This is a genomic window from Caldichromatium japonicum (genome assembly GCF_011290485.1).
Lineage (GTDB): Bacteria > Pseudomonadota > Gammaproteobacteria > Chromatiales > Chromatiaceae > Thermochromatium > Thermochromatium japonicum.
Map to the genome: position 1 here is coordinate 2,785,939 of NZ_CP048029.1, position 18,590 is coordinate 2,804,528.

Below are 18,590 nucleotides of genomic sequence, written 5' to 3' on the forward strand. Positions count from 1 at the left end.
TGTTTTGTGGCATCTGCGAAACATAGACCTGTACTGGGCTGTACAGAGCACCAATGCTATGCTGCATTGGCGTCATTTTCATCTTGCAAAATCTCGACGTAGCCGATCAGCTCCCTCGTGCATCCCCTCGATCGTCCCCTTGATGCGGCTGGCGCGCAGGAGTGCGGCATAGGCGCAATGTAAAAGGCTTGTCCCCAGGGGGTCGAGCGGCAGGTCCTGCTCGACCCTCGCCCGCGCCCAGCGGTCGAGATCGCGGGCGGTCTTCAAGAGACGCGGATAGTGCTCGGCGATCCGCATCCACTCCGCCTCGATCCCTGCGAGCTGCGCCCAGTCCCAAACCTCGGGCTGCGGGTGCTTGCGATAAAAGGCCCAGTTGGAGCGCCCTTGCAGCACGCTGCGTCTGGCAATGTCATCGACGCTCAGGTCGCGGATCATATAGCCCTTGGCAGCCGCGTGATAACGCACCCGCAGCCCCGCCCGGCGCAGACGAAAGGCAAGCTCGATGTCCTCGGCCCCAAAGCGAAACTGGGGATCGAAGAGCCCCTCGCGCAGCAAGAGCTCGCGCTTGCATGACGAACGACCGCCCCAAAAGAAGCTGAAATCAAGCAGCTGGACGTCCTTGAGCGCCGGATAATAAAAGAGCTGACAGCCAACCTCGGTGACATAGCGCATCAAGGGCGAGCGCGCCGCCTTGCCGCCTAGCCCCGTCCAACCCAACACCGCAAGCGCCAGGTCCGGCTCGCGCCGATGGGCAGCGAGGTGTTCCTCAAGGGCGCGGCTGTCGAGCACGTCGTCATCGTCGAGAAAGACCACAATGGGCGCACGCGCCAGACACACCCCATGATTCTTGGCCGCGGCAAGACCCGCATGCGGCTGCCGGCTATAGCGCAGATTGAGCCAGGGGGCAAAGTGTTCGGCGACCTGCGCCGTCTCATCGGTCGAGCCGTCATCGATCAGGATGACCTCGAAGCGCTCGGGGTCCAGGGTCTGGGCGCATAGACCCGCCAAGGCGCGGGCAAGCAATTGGGCGCGGTTGCGGGTACAGAGGATGGCGCTCAGCCAAGGGGTCGGCGGGGACTTTGGGCCCTTCGCCGCGCCTGGGTCATTCCGCTGCGCCCTGGCGCCGGCGCGCGCGCTTGCCGCCTCCTGAAATCCAGCCGTTTGGGGCGCCGGCATCTCGCCGGTACCTGACGACGGATAGATCGCCAAGGACACACAGGCATCGAGCAGGCCGAGGTGCGGTCGCCCCGCGAGAAAACGCTGCATGGCCGCCTGGGTCTCGGCATAGTCATAGGTGCTCACCGGCGGGCGCAGGGCGTGCCTGACAGCGACCGCATCGATGATCCCAAGGCTTAAGCCCTCTCGCTCCAGGAGCAGCGGCCAGACGAAATCCAGCCCCCAGCCCATGGGTGCCCTCTCATCAAACGGCAGGATCACTGCAAAGCCCTCGTGCCTGAGGGCAAAGACCGGCCCGATCTCGACAAACCGGGTCTTGCGCGCCTCGACTTCTTGAAGCTGCATCACAAAGTGATGATCGATGAAGCTATCGGCCGTGCGCGCCGGTTGGGCCAGGGTGAAACCGCATCGCTCTTGGATGGCGAGAAAATGGTCCAAAAAGCCTGGAGGCAGCTCGATGTCGTCATCCACCGCCAAGAGATAGCGATAGCGCTCGGCTCCGCCCTCGACGGTCTCCAGCAGACGATTGAGCAGGGCGAACTTGGATTGCGGTTCTGAGAGGCGCAACCAAGTGAGCTCATCGAGCGCTAGGGCCGGCGGCTCAGAGGTGCAGGCAACAGTGGAGGCAGGGGCCTTAGGGTGCGCATCGCGCACCCTATCCTCTTGCCCACCGATCGCCGCCCAACGCAGATCGACCTGCCAGTCGCGTGCGGCGAGCAACTCGCGGCTGATGGCAAGGGCATGGTTTGGGGCATCGGCGAGATAGATCCCCAGGATCAGGACGCGGCGCTCGGCAGGGGGTATAGCTGGATCATGGTGAGCAGGGTGCGGTTGAGCGCGGTCGCTGGCGGCCCCCTCTATCTGGGGAAGCACAGGGATAGCGATAGGCGCTGCGTCCTCTACAGGTCTAACGGATGGACCTTCCTCTGCCCCTGAGCGAGCCGTTTGGGTCCTTTCCCCTCCTGCCAAGATTGCCCGCAACCTCTGGCTGACCACCGACTGGGTATAGCGCGCCCGTACCAGCTCCCGACCTGACTGGGAGAGCCGCTGCCAGAGCGCGCGGTCGCGATAGAGCCGAACGACGGCCTGGGCGAATGCAGCGGGGTCATCGGCGATCAGGGCGGTTTCCTCATGGACGAGCCCCATCCCCTCGGCGCCGATCGCCGTAGTCACCACCGGCAGACCAAACCCCAGGCTCTGGCCGATCTTGCCCTTCATCCCCGCACCTTGGCGCAAAGGGGCGACGAAGACCCGCGCCTGATCGAGAGAGGGCCTGACCTCGGGGACATAGCCAACCGGCTCGATCGCGGACGAGCCCAGGGCGCGGATGGAGTCCGGCATCTGGCTGCCGACGATGATCAGGCGGACCTCAGGCAGCTCGGCGCGGATCAAGGGTAGGATCTCGGCGGCGAAATAATGCACGGCATCGACATTTGGGGCATGCTGAAAGCCGCCGATGAACAACAGGTCGCGGCGCGCCTCCCAGGGGGGTACTTCCTCGGTGACCGCATGGATATTGGGCAGGACGAAGACCGCAAGCCCCGGGTCCTCGGTGAGCAAGAGCGCGCGCTCCTCATCGGTGATGGCGACCACCCGATCGGCGGCGCGGGCATTGGCGAGCTCGAGCCGCCGGTAATGCTCGGCCTGCCGGCGCATGGCCTCAGGGTCCGCGGCATAGGGGATGCTGCGGCCAAACCGCACCCAATGGAGGTCTACTGTGTCATAGATCACCAGGGCCTGCGGGGCATGGGCGCGCACCGGCGCGAGATATAGCTCCATCATCTCGGGGCGCAAGATCCAGATGTGGCTGTAGCGGTGCCCGCATGCGGCGAGGCGTTTGAGCGCTGCGTCCTGACCGACGAAGGTCTGGATCTTAAGGCGCAAGAGATCCTCGACATAGCGGGGCTCGGGCGGGGGACGGTCGGCGATGAGCTCGACCTGAAACCCCATTTCGCGCATGAGCTCAAGGAGGGCGCGCAGGCGCACCGAGCCGGAGTCGCGATCTGGGGTCGGCGGCTGCCAGTCGATCACCAAGACCCGATCTGCAGGCTCAGCGAGTGGGGCAAGCAACCCCTGCCAGTCGCCGTTCCAGGCGGGTAGATCGAGCGCCGGCGCCTGACCCAGGCGGGCCCAGGGGCCGGTGAGCAGGGTCCGTTTGATCCGCTGGCGCCATATCGGGCTTAAAGGGAGCGCGCGCCACAAGGAGCGCAAAAGGTTGAATAAACGCATGATGAGCAGGCCTTAAGACTTCAACCAACTGAGATGCCAGCGCCCTAAGGCGTAGGGGACGCAGCGCATACCCTACTGCCCCGTGCAGATGAGAGACCCGCCCTCCCTGGATCAGGCGCGGGCCAGCACCCAGAGGAAACGCTCGCCGCCGATGTCATGCGTCTCAGCCTTTTCGATGGCAAAGCCGGCATCTGACAGCTGATCGAACAGTCCGGCAGGGGTCGTGTGGCTATAAGGCAACTCTTGATCCATGAAGGTCTTGAACCCCGCAAAGCGCTCCTGATCCGTATAGTCGGCGGTGGCATAGGTGAACAGGAGCAGACCATTGGGCTTGAGCCAGTCATAGAAGCGCGCAAAGAGCGCCGGATGCTCAGGCCACGGCACATGAAACAGGCTATAGACCAGAGTAATGGCATCGAACTGGCCGGGCGCGAAGTCAAGGCTGCGCATATCGGCCTGGATACGCTCCATCTCGGGACAATGGCGGGCGGCGAGTTCGAGCATCGCGGCACAGAAATCCACCCCCACCACCGACCAATTGCGATCGAGGAAGGCGCGCGCCACCGGCTCACCCGTCCCGCAGCCGAGGTCGAGCAGCCTGCCGCGCTCGGGCAGACGGGCGATGAGATCGGCGAGAATCGCCGATAGATCGAATTGACCGCGGTTGGCCTCATAGGTCGCAGCAAGGGTCTCATAGGCCCGTTGAAGGGCGGCGCTGGGGTCTTGCATCGGGTGTGTCCTAAAATGCTTAAGGTGCCTAATGCTATCTCAAGGGCGGGGCATGCGCCTGGGGAATCGCGCAAGACCCGTCATCTCGCAGACCTGTCTGGACATTGCGTACGCACAGGCACCAAGCCGGTTGCTCGTCGCCCCAAGGATGCGCAGCGCGCACCCTGCCCACCATAAAACAACGGAGAAATCGCCCGATGCCGACCTTGCGTCTGTTGACTAACGTCGAGATCGCTGCCGAGGATCACCCTTTAGTGATGGCCGAGCTCTCCCAACGGCTCGCCGAGCTCCTGGGGAAACCCGAGTCCTATGTCATGCTGATCCTGGAGCCTGGGCGCAATTTGCTCTTTGCCGGTACCGCTGCACCTGCGGCCTATCTCGAGCTGAAAAGCCTAGGGCTTGCCGAGACCCAGACCTCTGAGCTCTCCCGACGGCTGTGCGAATGGCTGGAGGCGCGGCTTGCGATCCCTGCCAACCGGGTCTATATCGAGTTTGCTAACCCCCCGCGCCAGATGTTTGGCTGGAATAAAGGGACCTTTTGAGAAGAACCCTTATGACACGCGCGCAGCGCATCTATGCCGAGATGGGCGGCTACTATTCGCTGTTTCGGGTTCGAGGCCGCACCGGATCATCCGCTGCTGCTGTCCTTGTCGGCACAAGCCGTAAGCGAAGGACGCCCGGAGGGCAGTCCCGCGTAGCGGGATGCCGTCACGAGCGAAGCGAGGCGGCACAAAGATCGCAGAACAAAAGTGATTGAAGAGTGACATAATGAACGACACCAAAGTATCCAAACGCGCCGAACTGCACAAAACCATCTGGCGCATCGCCAACGACCTGCGTCGCCGCGTGGACGGCTGGGACTTCAAATCCTACGTGCTGGGCATCCTCTTTTACCGCTTCATCTCGGAAAACATCACCCACTACCTCAACGAGCAGGAACGCAAGGCTGGCAGCCAGGATTTCGACTACGCCCAACTCTCCGATGCCCAGGCCGAATCCGGGATGCCCAGGCCGAATCCGGCCGCGCCGAGACGGTAAAGGAGAAAGGGTTCTACATCCTGCCTTCGGAGCTGTTTGCCAACGTGCGCTAGCGCGCCCGGCACGACCCCAACCTGAATAAAACGCTGGCCCGCATCTTTGCCAACATCGAAGGCTCGGCCACCGGCACCGCCAGCGAGGACAACATCAAGGGCCTATTCGACGACCTCGACGTGAACAGTTTGAAATTGGGTCCCACCATGGCCAAGCGCAACGAAAAGCTGGTAACGAAAAGCTGGTCAAGCTGCTGGATACCATCGGCGACCTGCCGCTCTCCAAGATCTCTTCGGCGACACCTACGAATACTTGATGACGATGTATGCCTCCACCGCGGGCAAATCCGGCGGCGAGTTTTTCACCCCACAGGAAGTCTCGGAGCTGCTCGCACGCGTCACCGTCGTCGGCAAGAGCGAAGTCAACATGGCGATAAGGACGCCGGCCGTGGGCACCACGATCGCGGTGCGCACCATCGCCAAGCATCAGGAGGTCAGCTGCGTATCTGTGAGGAGGAATTGAGGAGGAATTGAGTAAGTCTGACAGAGCGGCTCATAGAGTGTGTATTGCGCGCTTCACGCCTTCAAAGACAGGCTTGCACCCTCAAACCATTGAGGCCAAGATGAGAGTTTTCGACAAGGCAGGGAGCGCTCATTGCTACAAATCTAGAGGCTACAAATCTAGAGGTAAATCATGTGCACGACGTGCGGTTGCGGACAGACGATGGATCAGGACCGAGCTATCCATGCCGATCATGGCGAGCGAGTGGGGATAGCGGTCATACAGGGGATACTGGCGGCAAACGATGCGCAAGCCGCGCATAACCGCGCGCATCTGGATGCCTGCGGTGTGCTTGCCATCAATCTCATGTCCTCGCCGGGCGCGGGCAAGACTAGCCTGCTCGAGGCGACGATCGAGGCGCTTAAAGGGGACCTGGGGATCGCGGTGATCGAGGGGGACCTCGAAACCGAAAACGATGCCGCGCGCATCCGCGCCAAGGGGGTGCCGGCGGTCCAGATCACCACGGGCAGCGCCTGTCATCTCGATGCCCCATTGGTCCATCGCGCCCTGCATCGGCTGGACCTCCAGGGGATCGACCTACTGTTTATCGAAAACGTCGGTAATCTGGTCTGTCCTGCGAGCTTCGATTTGGGCCAGCATCGCAATGTGACCCTGCTGTCGGTACCCGAGGGCGACGACAAACCCGCTAAATATCCGGTCATGTTTCGGGCCTCCGATCTGGTACTCTGTACCAAGGCGGACCTCTTGCCGCTGATGCCTGAGTTCGATCCGCAGCGTGCGCAACGGCATCTGCAAGCGCTTGCCGGCAACCTGCCCTTCCTCAAGGTCTCGGCGCGCCAACCTGCGACCCTGGCACCTTGGCTGGAATGGCTGCGGACCGAGCTGCAGGCGCAGCGCGACCGCCTACGCGAGGGACGCACCATCCGCTCGACCCAGCAAGAGCCAGGCGAACCGCGGGCAGAGGGCCATGGCGCCGCCCCTGGTCATACACATGGACCAGCACATCTCCATGGACATGTCTAAGACTCGCCCTACAGCTCAGATCCCCCGGCAAAAGCGCTGCCGGGGTATATGGCATGGAACTGCCCTTGAGCCAAACCATCACCGAGTATACCAGGATCACCATTGTGGAGGAGTTATGTCAGCGTCCATTGTCCGCAAGTTCAAGTTGTCCGCCCTGAGCTTCAGCCTCTGTGTCGTCGGCCTGGGTGAGGTCTCAACAGCCCTGGCCTTCGATTTCGGCAATATGATGAACCCGAGCCGCTGGTTCGGCGGCGGGGATCGCTATGACCGCTATTACGATGACTGGTATGGCGGACCCTGGGGCGGCCCCTATGGGCCTTATGGCTATCCTGGGTTCTACGGCGCGCCCTACAGTTGGCCAGGGTTTGGCGTTCCGCCAGTGGGCTATGGTATCACCCCGGGCTATGGCGCAGCCCCGACGCCGGCCCAACCCCAATCCTCCAATCCTAATCGGGTCGATCCCAAGGAGATCGAGACGCTCAAGAGACGTGTCGAACAGCTCGAATCGCGTCAGCAGCTACAACCGCCGATGCCCCAAGGTCAATATCAGGGACATCAGGGTCAGCAGTCTCCCGAATGGCCGAGCATGCCGGGTTTTCGCCCGATGAATCAGTATTAAAGCTGTTCGGGCCCGGCGCTGCTCAAGGCCCGGGCCGCCCTGGGCACGATGTCTGAAGTCAGCTCTCCCAACTCCTCCTAACGCGCCGAACGCCACGAGCAACTTGCTCCGATGAACATCGCGCGTGCGCCTGCCCTGAGCCTATTCGAGAACCTCGTCCGCTACTTCCCGCGGATGCTGCACGTGCTGCGCACCGAGGGGGCGCGGGTCCTGATGCGCAAGTTGCACCGGCGCCTGTCCAACCAGGCGCTCGCCGCCAAGGGTCCACCGACCTTGCTGCGTTTGGCCGAACCCTTCACCCCCATTGTCTTCCCGGATGCCGCCGCACCCTCGATCTCGGTGATTATCCCAGTGCAGCGCTCCTTGCGGAGCATCCATCATTGTTTGGCCGCGCTCGTCCATATGGAGACCCGCACCCCGTTCGAGGTCATCCTAGCGGCCGATCTAGACGATGACCGGGCATGGCGGCTTCGCCGTTATCCAGGTGTGCGCCTGATCCAATCTGCACCAGGCACTACCTTGCCCCAGCGTCTAAATCAAGCCGCACAGCGGACCCGCAGCGCCTTGATCGCGTTTCTAAGCGACGATACCCAGGTACAGCCCGGGTGGTTAGACACCTTGGTCCAGACCTTCGCCGAGACCGCGGATGCTGGGATCATCGGCAGCCGTCTGCTCTATCCTGATGGGCGCCAGCACGGGTTGGGCTGGCGCATTGACGCGCAGGGTATCCCGCATCCACTCGGCCATTTGGCCGACCCTGAGCATCCAGCCTGCAACTACCGCCGTCCTGTCGCCGCTTGTTCTCTGACGGCGCTTGCCATCCGCGCCGACCTATTCCATCAGATCGGCGGATTTGCGCCCGAAGCTACAACGCCTGAGACCCTTGCAATCTATTTGGCGCAACGTGTTTGGGAGCAGGGACATCGGGTCTATTGCCAGCCCTTGTCGCGTGTGGTCTGGTTCAGGACCGAGGATCGGCAGGTACCGCTCGACCCGACTCCCTTGTCCTACCCCTTGCCGCTGTACCGTCCGAGCCTGTCAATACCTGCTCAGAGGCTGCGTGTGCTGGTGGTCGATAACTACATGATCACCCCGGATCGGGAATCGGGCTCCCTACGCATGCTCAATCTCTTTTTGATCCTCCAGAGGCTCGGCTATCAGGTGACCTTTGCCGCCGCGAATCTGGAGGCGCCGCAACCCTATGTCGCCGAACTCCAGCGTCAGGGATGCGAGGTTCTATACCGACCCTATGTGCGCTCGCTCGCTGATCACCTTGCCAAACAGGGGGCGCGTTACCGCCTAGTGATCCTGAGCCGCGCCGATGCCGCCAGCCAGACAATAGAGGCGGCTCGCCGTTATTGCGTTGGAGCAAGGATCATCTTTGATACCGTTGACCTGCATTTCCTGCGCGAATCCAGGCTAGCAACCCTGCTTGGCGATCGCGGTATGCGTCTATTGGCCGAGGCGCGCAAGCGTCAGGAGCTGGCCCTGATGCGTCAGGCCGATCTGACCTGGGTGGTCAGCGAGGCCGAACGTGCGATCTTGGCTGCTGAGGCCCCCGATGTCCCCGTGCAGGTCGTCTCCAACATCCATCGGATCTTCGGTTCAGCCAATCCGCCGGCGGCACGGCGCGATCTGTTGTTTATCGGCGCCTTTTCCCACCCGCCTAACCGTGATGCCGTCTGCTTCTTCTGCGACCAGGTGATGCCCATCGTGCGGCGCTATCTCCCCGAGGTGCGCTTCCAGGTCATCGGTGCCGATCCGCCACCGGAGATACTCACCCGCGCTGGCGATGGAGTCGAGCTCCTCGGCCATGTGCCGGATGTCGCACCCTTTTTTGCCAATTGCCGGCTCTCGGTCGCGCCCTTGCGCTATGGGGCAGGGGTCAAGGGCAAGATCAATCAGAGCCTGGCCTATGGGGTACCGGTGGTGGCGACCTCGGTCGCGGTCGAGGGGATGCACCTCGTAAATGGCGAATCCGTCCTGATCGCCGATACCCCCGAAGGTCTGGCCGAAGCGGTGATCCGGCTGTATCAGGACGACGCCCTCTGGGAGCGCCTGTCCCAAGCGGGGATCGAGGTTATGGAGCGTCATTTTAGCTTTGATGCCGCCGAACGCACCCTGCGTTCAGCCCTGGCCCTGGAGACGGCAGGATGAGTGCCCACCCAGATCCCAACCCCCTCGTCAGCATCATCCTGGTCAATTACAACGCCGCAGATCTCTTGGCCGAGTCGGTGGGCGCGGCCCTCGCATCCAGCGTGCCGGTGGAGGTCATCATCAGCGACAATGGCTCAAGGGATAAAAGCCTCGACCAGGTGCGGGCGCGCTATGGCGCAGATCCGCGCCTCAAGATCCTGGAAAACGGCGCCAATCTCGGTTTCGCTGCAGCCAATAACCGCGCCCTCCCGCTGGCGCGTGCCGAGTACCTCTTGCTGCTCAATCCCGATTGTCTGATCGCGACCGATACCCTGGCATGCCTGCTGCCGCTGTTCGACGCCTGGCCACAGGCCGGCTTGATCGGCTGTCTGGTGCGCGATCCGGATGGACGCGAGCAGGTGGCCTGCCGGCGCGCCATCCCCGATCCGGGCAAGGCGCTCAGGCATCTTTTGGGCCTGGACCGGCTGCTCGGCCTCCCGGGACAGACCCTGGACCAGCGCCATCAGCCCCTGCCGGATGGCCCGGTCGCGGTCGAGGCGATCTCGGGGGCCTTCATGCTGATCAGGCGGCGTGTCCTAGAGACAGTGGGCCCGCTGGATGAAGGCTATTTTCTCCATTGCGAGGACCTGGATTGGTTTGTGCGCATCCGTCAGGCGGGCTGGTCGATCCTCTTTGCGTCCCAGGTCGCAGTGATCCATCACAAGGGCTCCTGTAGTAACGCTCAGCCGCTAGCAGTCGAATATCACAAACATCGCGGCATGCTGCGTTTCTTTCGTACCCATCAGGCCCACCGCTATCCGGCAGCCTTGCGCGCCCTGGTGACAGCGGGGATCTGGGCGCATCTGGCGCTCAAGGCAGGGCAGATCGCCTGGCGCAGGCTGAAGTCCCAGAGTACGAGAGGCAGCCGCTACCCTTGCTACGAGAGGCCGATAGAGAGGGCGTCTGTCCCCGTGAACGGCAGCGCATCCGGCCAGGATACGCCATGAACCCTGAGGCGCTCAGCCCGGTCCTGGTGACCGGCGCGACGGGTCAGGTGGGGCAGCGCCTCGTTGGGACCCTGATTGCCCAGGGGCTCGGGGTGACCGTCCTGACCCGCGCGCCCGAGCGGGCGCAGGCCCTGTGGCCCGGCGATGCGGTCAGGTTCCATCGCGGCGACCTGACCGATCCCAGCAGTCTGGTCGGCTTGGGCAACGGCATCCACACGGTCTTGCACCTGGCCAGTCACCACCCCGGCCCCCATGAGCCCGATCTGTACGGCGCCCCGGGTCATTGGCAGGTGAGTGCCGAGGGGACCACCCATCTGCTCGGGGCGCTCACCGCTGCCCCGATCGAGCGTCTGGTCTATGTGAGTTCGGTCAGGGCAGACACCCATGACACCCTCTATGGCCGCGCTAAACGCGCCGCCGAGCAGCAGATCTTGGCCTTTGGCGAACAACGCGGGATCAAGGCAAGCGTATTGCGCCTGCCGATGGTCTATGGGTTGGATGGTACCGGCAATCTGGAGCGCCTGGTGCGGGCGATTGCCGCTGGACGTTTTCCGCCTTGGCCGCGCCTGGCCCAGCGGCGCTCGGCGATCCATGTCGAGGATGCGATCAGTGCCCTGCTCTTGCTCGCCAGCCATCCGGCAACCGGCGGGCAGGTCTATGTCGCGACCGATGGCCAGGCCTATTCGACCCGCTGGATCTATGAGCAGACCCTGCGGGCCCTGGGGCGCCCCCTGCCCTCCTGGACCCTGCCAGGGTGGGCCCTACGACTTGCCGCTGAGGCCGGCACCTTCGCCGAACGCGTGCTCAAGCGCCGCATGCCCTTGACACGCGAGGCGCTCGCCAAACTGACCCAAGACGCCTGGTATAAGGATGAGGGGCTTAGGGCCCTGGGCTTTGCGGCCCGCTGGGATCTTGAGTCTGAGATCCGGCGCTTGGTGAGGGGGTTTGGGCCTGCATCTGCTCCATGATCCGCGCTACTGCGCGATCGGTGAGCGGGTTTTGACTGAGCAGACGGGCACTCCCCTTGCGTAGATGCTCGGCTAGGCTGGCCGCAGCCAGGGTTATGGCGTTTTCACCCTGGCGATTGGTAAACAAAAAGACACCCTTGAAATCGCTGACCCAGCTCAGACGCAAGGTCTTGCGTGTCCCGCGCTCGGTCTGAAACTCGATCCAGGCACCCGGCTGCAAGGACTGGACAAGCTTCAGATGGTGGCTGGTCGTCGTCTGAGTGGCCTCCTTGTCGCGCTGCGCAGTCAGCGGTTCCTTATCGCGCTCAGAGGTCACGGAGGTGGTGATCGGCTCGGGGCGCGGTGGCAGGCGGTTGGATACCCCTGTCTCCGGATGCTCGCTGGCGGATTCGCCGCGGATAGCGGCAACATGGCATTGAATTAGGTTGCTGAAAAACTCACCCCATTCCTTCTCCAGCCCCAAGCGGGCCAGAGCCGAACGCAGACCCTGGATCAGGTTGGGTAGCATGACGATGAGGCGCTCGCGCTCTGCAGTATTGGTCTTGGGTGTGATGCTCCAGATCAGGTCATCCATGAGTTGAAGCGCCTGTCTCCATTCAGGCGAGTCGTCGCTTTGGTTGATAAAGGTGTCGCTCAAGACCCAGGACCAGCCGCGTTGGAGAAAATCGCTGATCAAATCGGGGATGCCTGGTCGCTGAATACGCCTTTGGATCTCGGACGAAACCCGCTGCTCCGCGAGCCCTTGGCGCTCGCGCCGTGCGAGATCAGCGAGCAGGGCAGCAGATGCAGCCTTGGTCTTGGACTCCTCCTCGGCTAAGAAGCCTTCAAACTGCTCGACCTGGGCGGAAAAGACCCCGATGTCTGATTCAAAGTCATCAAGCACCGCCTTGACGACCGCACGGATCTTGGCGAGCAAAGACTGCATCTCTTGCTCGCCACGCCCGAGATAGGACTCGGCTAAAACATCGAGCAAACGACGCGCGGGATGCTTGCGGTCTGAAAAGAAGGTTTTGTCGAGCAGGGCAACCTTGAGGATGGGGATCTGCAGCTTGGCGATCTCGGCCCGCACGGCATCGGGCAGCTCCGGGTCCTTGAAGACCGCATCGAAGAGCATAGCCACGATATCGATGACCATGCTGTCGAGCGCCGAGGTTTGGCGCAACTCGGGGGAAGCGCGCAATTGGGCCACAACATTGACAGCAGACGGATCGAGCGGCACTGCCCCGAGCGTAGGCCAGGCGCTGGGGTCGAGCGCACCCCGTTGCAGATTACCCAGGGTCTGGAAAAGCTGATCGCGGGGAAGGGTTGGAGGCGCTGCCTGGGTAGGAGGAACGAGCGGAACGGCGGGAACACCCGGTGCCAGCGGCAGGGCGGCGCCCACGACCGGCGGCAGGCTGCTTGCGGCAGGTGCCGCTGCCAACCGCCGCCAGGAATGCCAGAGCTCTTCGAAGACATCGCCTGTCTGGGTACCGACAGCCCCCCCCCCTGTGGGGATGCCCCCTGCCCCCAAACCGGCCTGCACCGCACTCGCTGGCCCGGTGACCGAAACGCCCGGCGCACCTGCTTCTCCCTTGGCTTGGACACCGCTCAGTGGAATCTGGGGTAGGATGCCGGATTCGACCAATTGGCGGTTGATCTCGGCATAGATCGCCGGCAAGTCCGCGACCACCTGGTGCTCGAAGACCTGCAATATGAAGATCGCCAGGTCACGCACGACACCGAGATCGGTGAGTGCCTGCAACAGGGCCCGGTAGATCATCATGGGATAAAAGGGGTTGTCCTCTTGGGCGAGACGCGGCAGATTCAGGAGGACAGCTACGCGCCGATCGAGCGCCACCATCGATTGAGCGCAATGATAGGCAGACCGCGTCGTCAGCTTGGTCAGCGCCAGGTCCAGCTCGAAGTCCGAGTCATCGACCAGGCTCAGCTCGCCTGTCAGGACGGCTGCCGGACGCGCCTCTTGTGATCTAAGGCGGGTGACCGCCTGATCGAAGGTCTCGATATAGGTCTCGCGGAAGCGCTGCAACATGGCAGGGCTGCGATTGGACAAGAACGCCCTCGCATCGAAACAAAGCTGGCTCTGGGTCTGATCGATCGGCTGATCCATCATCGCCAGGAGCTCCTCATTGGCCCGCCCCACCTGCCGCGTGAAGGCCGCCAGCAAGGCATCAATCAGATAATCCCTGCATGTACGCAACAGTCTCAGGCCATCGGTAGAGGTATCGGGGCCTTGATCCCTGTCTGGGTTTATCAACTGGATGACATTTGAGTCTTGCGATTTACCCATATACGCCTGCTTAAATTCAGCAGATTGGTAGCCGTTTGTTGTATTGATCGATGCCCCTACGAACTCTTGAGTATAGGTATAGGCAAATTCTGACCGTAGTGTCCGAGATTCATCCCTGCTCCGGGCTGCTTACTCGACCGTCACCGACTTGGCCAGGTTGCGCGGCTGATCGACATCGGTCCCCTTGAGCACAGCTACATGATAGGCTAGAAGCTGGAGGGGAATGGTAAAGAGCAAGGGGTCAACCAGCTCATTGGTGGCCGGCACACCCACCACCGTGACCCCGTTGTTTTGGGCCAGGTGAACCCGTTGATCGGCAAAGACTATAAGCTGGCCGCCGCGGGCGCGCACCTCTTCGAGGTTTGATTTAAGCTTCTCTAGCAGTCCGTTGTTAGGCGCGACCGCTATCACCGGCATCTCCTCGTCAATCAGGGCCAAGGGACCATGCTTGAGTTCGCCGGCCGGATAGGCCTCGGCATGGATATAGGAGATCTCCTTAAGCTTGAGCGCTCCCTCCAGGGCGATCGGATAATGCTCACCGCGACCCAAAAATAGGGTGTGATGCTTATCAGCAAAGCGCTCGGCGAGGGCAGCAACGGTCGCATCGAGCCTCAAGACCTCCTCGACCTCGCCGGGCAGTTGTCGCAGCAAACCGACCAGACGTCTCTCCTCCTCAGCGCTCAGGCCCCGACAGCGACCGAGGGCGATGGTTAGAAGCAACAAGGCCACCAACTGGGTGGTGAATGCCTTGGTCGAGGCCACGCCGATCTCCGGCCCGGCATGGGTCAAAAAGACCAGGTCGGATTCGCGCACCAAGGAGCTTTCCGGGACATTGCAGATGGCGAGTGTCGCTGCATAGCCTGCGTTCTTGGCCTGGTGCAAGGCAGCAAGTGTGTCTGCGGTCTCGCCCGACTGTGAGATGGCAACGAACAGGGTCCCCTCGGGGACCACGGCACGACGATAGCGATATTCGCTCGCCACCTCGACCTGACAGGGCAGACCCGCGAGCGATTCGAGCCAATAGCGCGCAACCAGACCCGCGTGATAGCTCGTCCCGCAGGCGATGATGCGTACCGAACGAATCTGAGGGAACAGGGCTGCTGCCCGATGACCAAAGACCTCGAGCGGGACCCGTTCGCCGCTCAAACGCCCCTCTAGGGTCTCGGCGATGGCGTGGGGCTGTTCAAAGATCTCCTTTTGCATGTAATGCCGATAAGGGCCGCGTTCGATCGTCTCGACCGAAAGCAACGAGGTCTTCATCGGGCGTTCGACCAACTGGCCGCTGCGGTCCCAGATCCATATAGCCTCCCGGCTCAGTTCCGCAAGGTCTCCGTCCTCCAGGAAGATAAAACGATTGGTGACCGGCAGAAGCGCACAGACATCGGAGGCGATGAAAGACTCGCCAAATCCCAGCCCGATGACCAGCGGGCTGCCATACCGCGCCGCCACCAGGTGATTAGGGTCCTGGGCATCGATCACCCCGAGGGCATAGGCACCGCGCAGCCCTTGGACGGCGGCGCGAACCGCATCGACCAGGGGCAAACCGCGCGCAAGCTCGGCATAGATGGCATGGACGACGACCTCGGTGTCGGTGTCTGAGGTAAAGATATGCCCCTCGGCGCTCAGCCTGGCCCTTAATGCCTCATGGTTCTCGATGACCCCATTATGGACCAGGGCGCAGCGCTCGGCGCTGATATGCGGATGGGCGTTATGCACTGCAGGCTCACCATGGGTCGCCCAGCGGGTATGGGCGATCCCCAGGGTCCCCGGCAAGGGCTCAGCGGCGAGCGCCTCGGCCAGACGCGCCACCTTGCCGAGCACCCGCAGGCGATTGAGTTGGCCCCCTTCATCGAGCACGGCGATCCCCGCCGAGTCATAGCCGCGATACTCCAGCCGACGCAGACCCTCTAAGAGGATGGCCGCAACCGGTCGCTGGGCGATGGCACCAACGATCCCACACATGAAACACTCACTGCTCTCAAGAAAGTGCGCAAACAGGCGCACTGTGCTCTTCCTGCCCCGAATGCGGAGCGCATTCGTCTCTGACAGGCGTGACTTTCCCGACTACGGCAGAGACCCTCTCTGCTGTAGCTCCGCCGTTACCGGACGGACTCGCCACGGGTAGGGCAGTTGCGGTTGCCAGCCGTTTGAGATTGAGCGCGGCATTGATGTCCCGATCATGGCGCGTGCCGCATTGAGGACACGTCCATTCCCGATCCTTCAACGCCAACATCTCATTCTCCCAACCACAGACCGAACACAGGCGGCTGCTCGGATCCCAGCGATCAGCTAAAACCAACCAGACGCCGTAGCGTTTCGCCTTAAGGCCGCTCGGACATTGGCAATGCGTGCGTGCAGCCTTGCCAACATCGCAGAGGATTTCCTTCGATTCTTCAAGATCGGAAGCCTTGTGCCTTTTGCCAGTCCGGCCCTTGGCGCAAACCCAGCCCCGACCTTGGCCGCCTCAACCTTGCAGGAAAGGCGTCTGCCTCGAATCCTGAGACAACGAAGCGCAGAGGAGATTCAACAGACTCGCCATTGGAAAGCCTGGCCGCCGCCTCAACGCCCAGGTCAACACCAGTCGTTTCATGCGCCTGCGATAGAACGCAGCATCGACCACTTCAACCTGAATGGCGACGAACCTGCGATCCGCAGTACGCGAAACGGTCGCACCAAGAGTCTTGCCATTTCCACTCGGCAAGCGCCCAATTCCAGACACACCGCCCCGTACCGCAGGCGCAGGTGAAGTAAACCGCCTGCTCAGGCGTCAGACAAAGGGCGATTTTGTGGGTCAGTTGCATGGCTTACTCGTTGGTGTTCTGTCGAACGCCAAACAATTTCGCTAGATTCATGAGCTAATCAGATTCAATCATGATCACTCATGACTCACCCCCTTTCTTATTGATAAGAAACACATGCTTTTGAAATTGAGTGAGCTGTCCTGATGTCGTGGGCATGGAAAGACGAGACATGAGATTGCTGTCGTTTGCGGCGCGCGAAGGGGCCCAAGGGCTCAAGGAAAGGTGGGTGAGAAGCGGGCGCTGTTGGCGGAGCAGGACGCCCAGATACGCAAGCTCATGTGCGACGGGACACCGGATGAGCTGAAGCTGCCGTTTGCGCTGTGGAGCCGGCAGGCGGTGCGGCAGTTGATCCTCGACCGTTTTGGCATCGAGCTCAGGCCGCAGGGGGAAGGCAAGTACTTGGCGCGCTGGGGATTGACGCCCCAGAAACCGATTCGGCGCGCCTATGAGCAAAGCCCGCCGGCGGGCAAGACGTGGCTTGAGGAGACCTACCCGGACATTGCCCGGCGCGCCAAGGCCGAGGGCGCCGAAATCCACTGGGGCGATGAAACGGGGCTGCGCTCGGACGAGGTGCGCGGGCGCTCTTATGCGCCGGCGATCAAGACGCCCGAGATTCGCGTCACGCACCGTCGCGAAGGCCTGTCGGTGATCTCGACGCTGACCAACCGCGGCAAGGTGCGTCGGAAGGCGTTCGCGGGGGCGATGAACGCCGACATCCTGATCGACTTCATGAAGCGGCTCGTCAAGGACGCCAGGGGCAAGAAGATCTTCCTCATCCTCGACAACCTGCGCGTGCATCACACCAAGCCGGTCAAGGCCTGGCTGGCTGCATGCGCCAATCAAATCGAGGCCTCCTCCCTCCCCTCCTACAGCCCAGCACTGAACCCCAACGAGATGCTCAAGGCCACCATCACCGCGCAGGCGCCCTCCCGCGCCAAGGGCGATCTGAAGAAGGCGACCGTCAGCCACCTGCGCCGCCTTCTCAATTCCCCCCAACGCATCATGCGCTACTTCCAGCATCCCAAGCTCCATGATGCCACGTAATACAAGTTCATTGGTTTCGGATCAATAGATCGCTTATCCCCAAGCTGGCCATACCAGTTGTTGCCCCACAAGGCGAGTTGTCCATCAGCCAGTTGCGCCAGTCTATGCAGGCTGCCTAAGCGCACGGCAGTTGCCTGGTACTCAGGAGGACCGATGGTGACCCGCACCGGTGCAGCGCTGGGCAGGAGGCTGCCATTGCCGAGTTGACCATAGTCATTGTTGCGGCCCCAGGCCCACAGGCTGCCGTCTTCGGTATAGGCCACGACATGCCATTCATTGGCATTGATCCCTTTGACCCTAAACTCACTTAAAGCGGTCACCTTGACCGGCACAGTCTCGATATCCGTAGCGGCACCGAGACCAAGCTGCCCCTCCCTGTTATTGCCCCAGACCCATAGCTGACCGTCGCTGGTGATCGCAAAGCTTTCCGCATAGTCGGCCGCGGCGGCGGTGACATTGGATAAACGGCTGACCTGCACGGGGACCCCCGACCACTCCCCCCCAGCCCTTGCGCCCATTGCCAAAGCGCCCATAGTCACCTAGGCCCCATACCTAAAGCGTCCCATCCGAGCGCACCGCCAGGCTATGAAACTGACCGGTCGCAATCGCCGCCACACCCGTTAGATTCATCACTTGAACAGGTAGGGGACGATCGGTTTTGGGTCCCGTCACCGAGTACACCCCACTCATTTTGACCCCAGCCCCAAACCGTACCGTCGGCGCGCAAGGCCAATGTATGATTGGCCCGGGCAGCGATCGCGACGACATCGGTCAGACCCTTGACCCGAACCGGCAGGCCGCTGAATAGACCTGCCCCTGACTGACCAGTGCCGAGCTGACCAAAGGTGTTATCGCCCCAGGCATACACCGTCCCATCGCTATGGGGCGCCACCGAGTGTTTCTCACCGGCCGCAAGCTGGGGGGTAACGGCCTCAGACACGGCCGACCCCAGCTCTAGACCAGTGAGCAGCATGCCTATGCATAACAGGCGGGATAAGATGGAGGCTGATATCAGCT

Annotated in this window: 16 protein-coding genes and 1 pseudogene; 9 read left to right on the forward strand and 8 right to left on the reverse strand. The window is 62.2% G+C overall.

From position 1 onward, the window contains the following. Positions 1–78: 78 nt before the first annotated feature. Positions 79–3,405 carry a glycosyltransferase gene (locus GWK36_RS13630; RefSeq protein ID WP_166271905.1) on the reverse strand — a complete coding sequence of 1,109 codons (3,327 nt, stop codon included), beginning with the start codon at positions 3,403–3,405 and terminating at the stop codon, positions 79–81. Positions 3,406–3,516: 111 nt separating this feature from the next. Further along, complete coding sequence (locus GWK36_RS13635) at positions 3,517–4,134, reverse strand: class I SAM-dependent methyltransferase (RefSeq protein ID WP_166271907.1); 618 nt, start codon at positions 4,132–4,134, stop codon at positions 3,517–3,519. A 197-nt stretch (positions 4,135–4,331) separates the two neighbouring features. Here GWK36_RS13635 and GWK36_RS13640 point away from each other — a divergent pair, with 197 nt between their 5' ends. From GWK36_RS13640 to GWK36_RS13670, 8 genes are all read left to right on the forward strand, one after another. Further along, positions 4,332–4,676 carry a phenylpyruvate tautomerase MIF-related protein gene (locus tag GWK36_RS13640; RefSeq protein WP_166271909.1) on the forward strand — a complete coding sequence of 115 codons (345 nt, stop codon included), beginning with the start codon at positions 4,332–4,334 and terminating at the stop codon, positions 4,674–4,676. 226 nt (positions 4,677–4,902) lie between these two features. Continuing rightward, positions 4,903–5,172: a type I restriction-modification system subunit M N-terminal domain-containing protein gene (locus tag GWK36_RS15115; RefSeq protein WP_210756788.1), complete on the forward strand. Its 270-nt coding sequence runs from the start codon at positions 4,903–4,905 to the stop codon at positions 5,170–5,172. Between the two features lie 309 nt (positions 5,173–5,481). After that, positions 5,482–5,688 (forward strand): N-6 DNA methylase, encoded by a 207-nt coding sequence (locus GWK36_RS15120; protein ID WP_210756789.1) that lies wholly within the window; start codon positions 5,482–5,484, stop codon positions 5,686–5,688. A 171-nt stretch (positions 5,689–5,859) separates the two neighbouring features. Further along, positions 5,860–6,711, forward strand: a complete 852-nt coding sequence (hypB, locus tag GWK36_RS13650; protein WP_166271911.1) for a hydrogenase nickel incorporation protein HypB — start codon at positions 5,860–5,862, stop codon at positions 6,709–6,711. A gap of 115 nt (positions 6,712–6,826) precedes the next feature. Then, positions 6,827–7,330, forward strand: coding sequence for a hypothetical protein (locus GWK36_RS13655; protein WP_166271913.1), 504 nt, complete (start codon positions 6,827–6,829; stop codon positions 7,328–7,330). Between the two features lie 111 nt (positions 7,331–7,441). Continuing rightward, positions 7,442–9,487 carry a glycosyltransferase gene (locus tag GWK36_RS13660; protein WP_246237591.1) on the forward strand — a complete coding sequence of 682 codons (2,046 nt, stop codon included), beginning with the start codon at positions 7,442–7,444 and terminating at the stop codon, positions 9,485–9,487. After that, complete coding sequence (locus tag GWK36_RS13665; protein WP_166271915.1) at positions 9,484–10,473, forward strand: glycosyltransferase family 2 protein; 990 nt, start codon at positions 9,484–9,486, stop codon at positions 10,471–10,473. Before GWK36_RS13660 ends, GWK36_RS13665 begins: the two co-directional genes overlap by 4 nt. Further along, positions 10,470–11,441 carry an NAD-dependent epimerase/dehydratase family protein gene (locus tag GWK36_RS13670; protein ID WP_166271917.1) on the forward strand — a complete coding sequence of 324 codons (972 nt, stop codon included), beginning with the start codon at positions 10,470–10,472 and terminating at the stop codon, positions 11,439–11,441. Before GWK36_RS13665 ends, GWK36_RS13670 begins: the two co-directional genes overlap by 4 nt. On the opposite strand, the gene GWK36_RS13675 is transcribed toward GWK36_RS13670, so the two are convergent. The 4 genes from GWK36_RS13675 to GWK36_RS16190 all read right to left on the reverse strand — a co-directional run bounded on the left by GWK36_RS13675 (position 11,353) and on the right by GWK36_RS16190 (position 16,529). Then, positions 11,353–13,728: a DUF1631 domain-containing protein gene (locus tag GWK36_RS13675; protein WP_166271919.1), complete on the reverse strand. Its 2,376-nt coding sequence runs from the start codon at positions 13,726–13,728 to the stop codon at positions 11,353–11,355. The genes GWK36_RS13670 and GWK36_RS13675 overlap by 89 nt on opposite strands. Before the next feature lie 129 nt (positions 13,729–13,857). After that, a complete protein-coding gene (glmS, locus tag GWK36_RS13680) occupies positions 13,858–15,690 on the reverse strand; it encodes a glutamine--fructose-6-phosphate transaminase (isomerizing) (RefSeq protein WP_166271921.1) in 1,833 nt (610 codons plus the stop codon). Between the two features lie 16 nt (positions 15,691–15,706). Next, positions 15,707–16,027, reverse strand: a complete 321-nt coding sequence (locus tag GWK36_RS15125; protein ID WP_210756790.1) for a zinc ribbon domain-containing protein — start codon at positions 16,025–16,027, stop codon at positions 15,707–15,709. A 322-nt stretch (positions 16,028–16,349) separates the two neighbouring features. Then, positions 16,350–16,529 (reverse strand): helix-turn-helix domain-containing protein, encoded by a 180-nt coding sequence (locus GWK36_RS16190; RefSeq protein WP_210756791.1) that lies wholly within the window; start codon positions 16,527–16,529, stop codon positions 16,350–16,352. Between the two features lie 165 nt (positions 16,530–16,694). Here GWK36_RS16190 and GWK36_RS13690 point away from each other — a divergent pair. Further along, positions 16,695–17,573 (forward strand): annotated as a pseudogene (locus GWK36_RS13690) (IS630 family transposase); the annotation flags it as partial. Here the strand turns inward: GWK36_RS13690 and GWK36_RS13695 are convergent. Both GWK36_RS13695 and GWK36_RS13700 read right to left on the reverse strand, forming a co-directional pair. Then, complete coding sequence (locus GWK36_RS13695; protein WP_166271926.1) at positions 17,537–18,052, reverse strand: RCC1 domain-containing protein; 516 nt, start codon at positions 18,050–18,052, stop codon at positions 17,537–17,539. The pseudogene GWK36_RS13690 and the gene GWK36_RS13695 overlap by 37 nt on opposite strands. Positions 18,053–18,156: 104 nt before the next feature. Beyond that, positions 18,157–18,513 (reverse strand): RCC1 domain-containing protein, encoded by a 357-nt coding sequence (locus GWK36_RS13700; protein WP_166271928.1) that lies wholly within the window; start codon positions 18,511–18,513, stop codon positions 18,157–18,159. Positions 18,514–18,590: the final 77 nt, after the last annotated feature.

Coding starts and splice junctions, on each gene's coding strand:
- GWK36_RS13640 (WP_166271909.1), top strand. CDS start 4,332: ATGCCGACCTTGCGTCTGTTGACTAACGTCGAGATCGCTGCCGAGGAT.
- GWK36_RS13630 (WP_166271905.1), bottom strand. CDS start 3,405: ATGCGTTTATTCAACCTTTTGCGCTCCTTGTGGCGCGCGCTCCCTTTA.
- GWK36_RS15115 (WP_210756788.1), top strand. CDS start 4,903: ATGAACGACACCAAAGTATCCAAACGCGCCGAACTGCACAAAACCATC.
- GWK36_RS13675 (WP_166271919.1), bottom strand. CDS start 13,728: ATGGGTAAATCGCAAGACTCAAATGTCATCCAGTTGATAAACCCAGAC.
- glmS (WP_166271921.1), bottom strand. CDS start 15,690: ATGTGTGGGATCGTTGGTGCCATCGCCCAGCGACCGGTTGCGGCCATC.
- GWK36_RS13655 (WP_166271913.1), top strand. CDS start 6,827: ATGTCAGCGTCCATTGTCCGCAAGTTCAAGTTGTCCGCCCTGAGCTTC.
- GWK36_RS16190 (WP_210756791.1), bottom strand. CDS start 16,529: ATGCAACTGACCCACAAAATCGCCCTTTGTCTGACGCCTGAGCAGGCG.
- hypB (WP_166271911.1), top strand. CDS start 5,860: ATGTGCACGACGTGCGGTTGCGGACAGACGATGGATCAGGACCGAGCT.
- GWK36_RS13660 (WP_246237591.1), top strand. CDS start 7,442: ATGAACATCGCGCGTGCGCCTGCCCTGAGCCTATTCGAGAACCTCGTC.
- GWK36_RS13665 (WP_166271915.1), top strand. CDS start 9,484: ATGAGTGCCCACCCAGATCCCAACCCCCTCGTCAGCATCATCCTGGTC.
- GWK36_RS13635 (WP_166271907.1), bottom strand. CDS start 4,134: ATGCAAGACCCCAGCGCCGCCCTTCAACGGGCCTATGAGACCCTTGCT.
- GWK36_RS13670 (WP_166271917.1), top strand. CDS start 10,470: ATGAACCCTGAGGCGCTCAGCCCGGTCCTGGTGACCGGCGCGACGGGT.
- GWK36_RS15120 (WP_210756789.1), top strand. CDS start 5,482: ATGACGATGTATGCCTCCACCGCGGGCAAATCCGGCGGCGAGTTTTTC.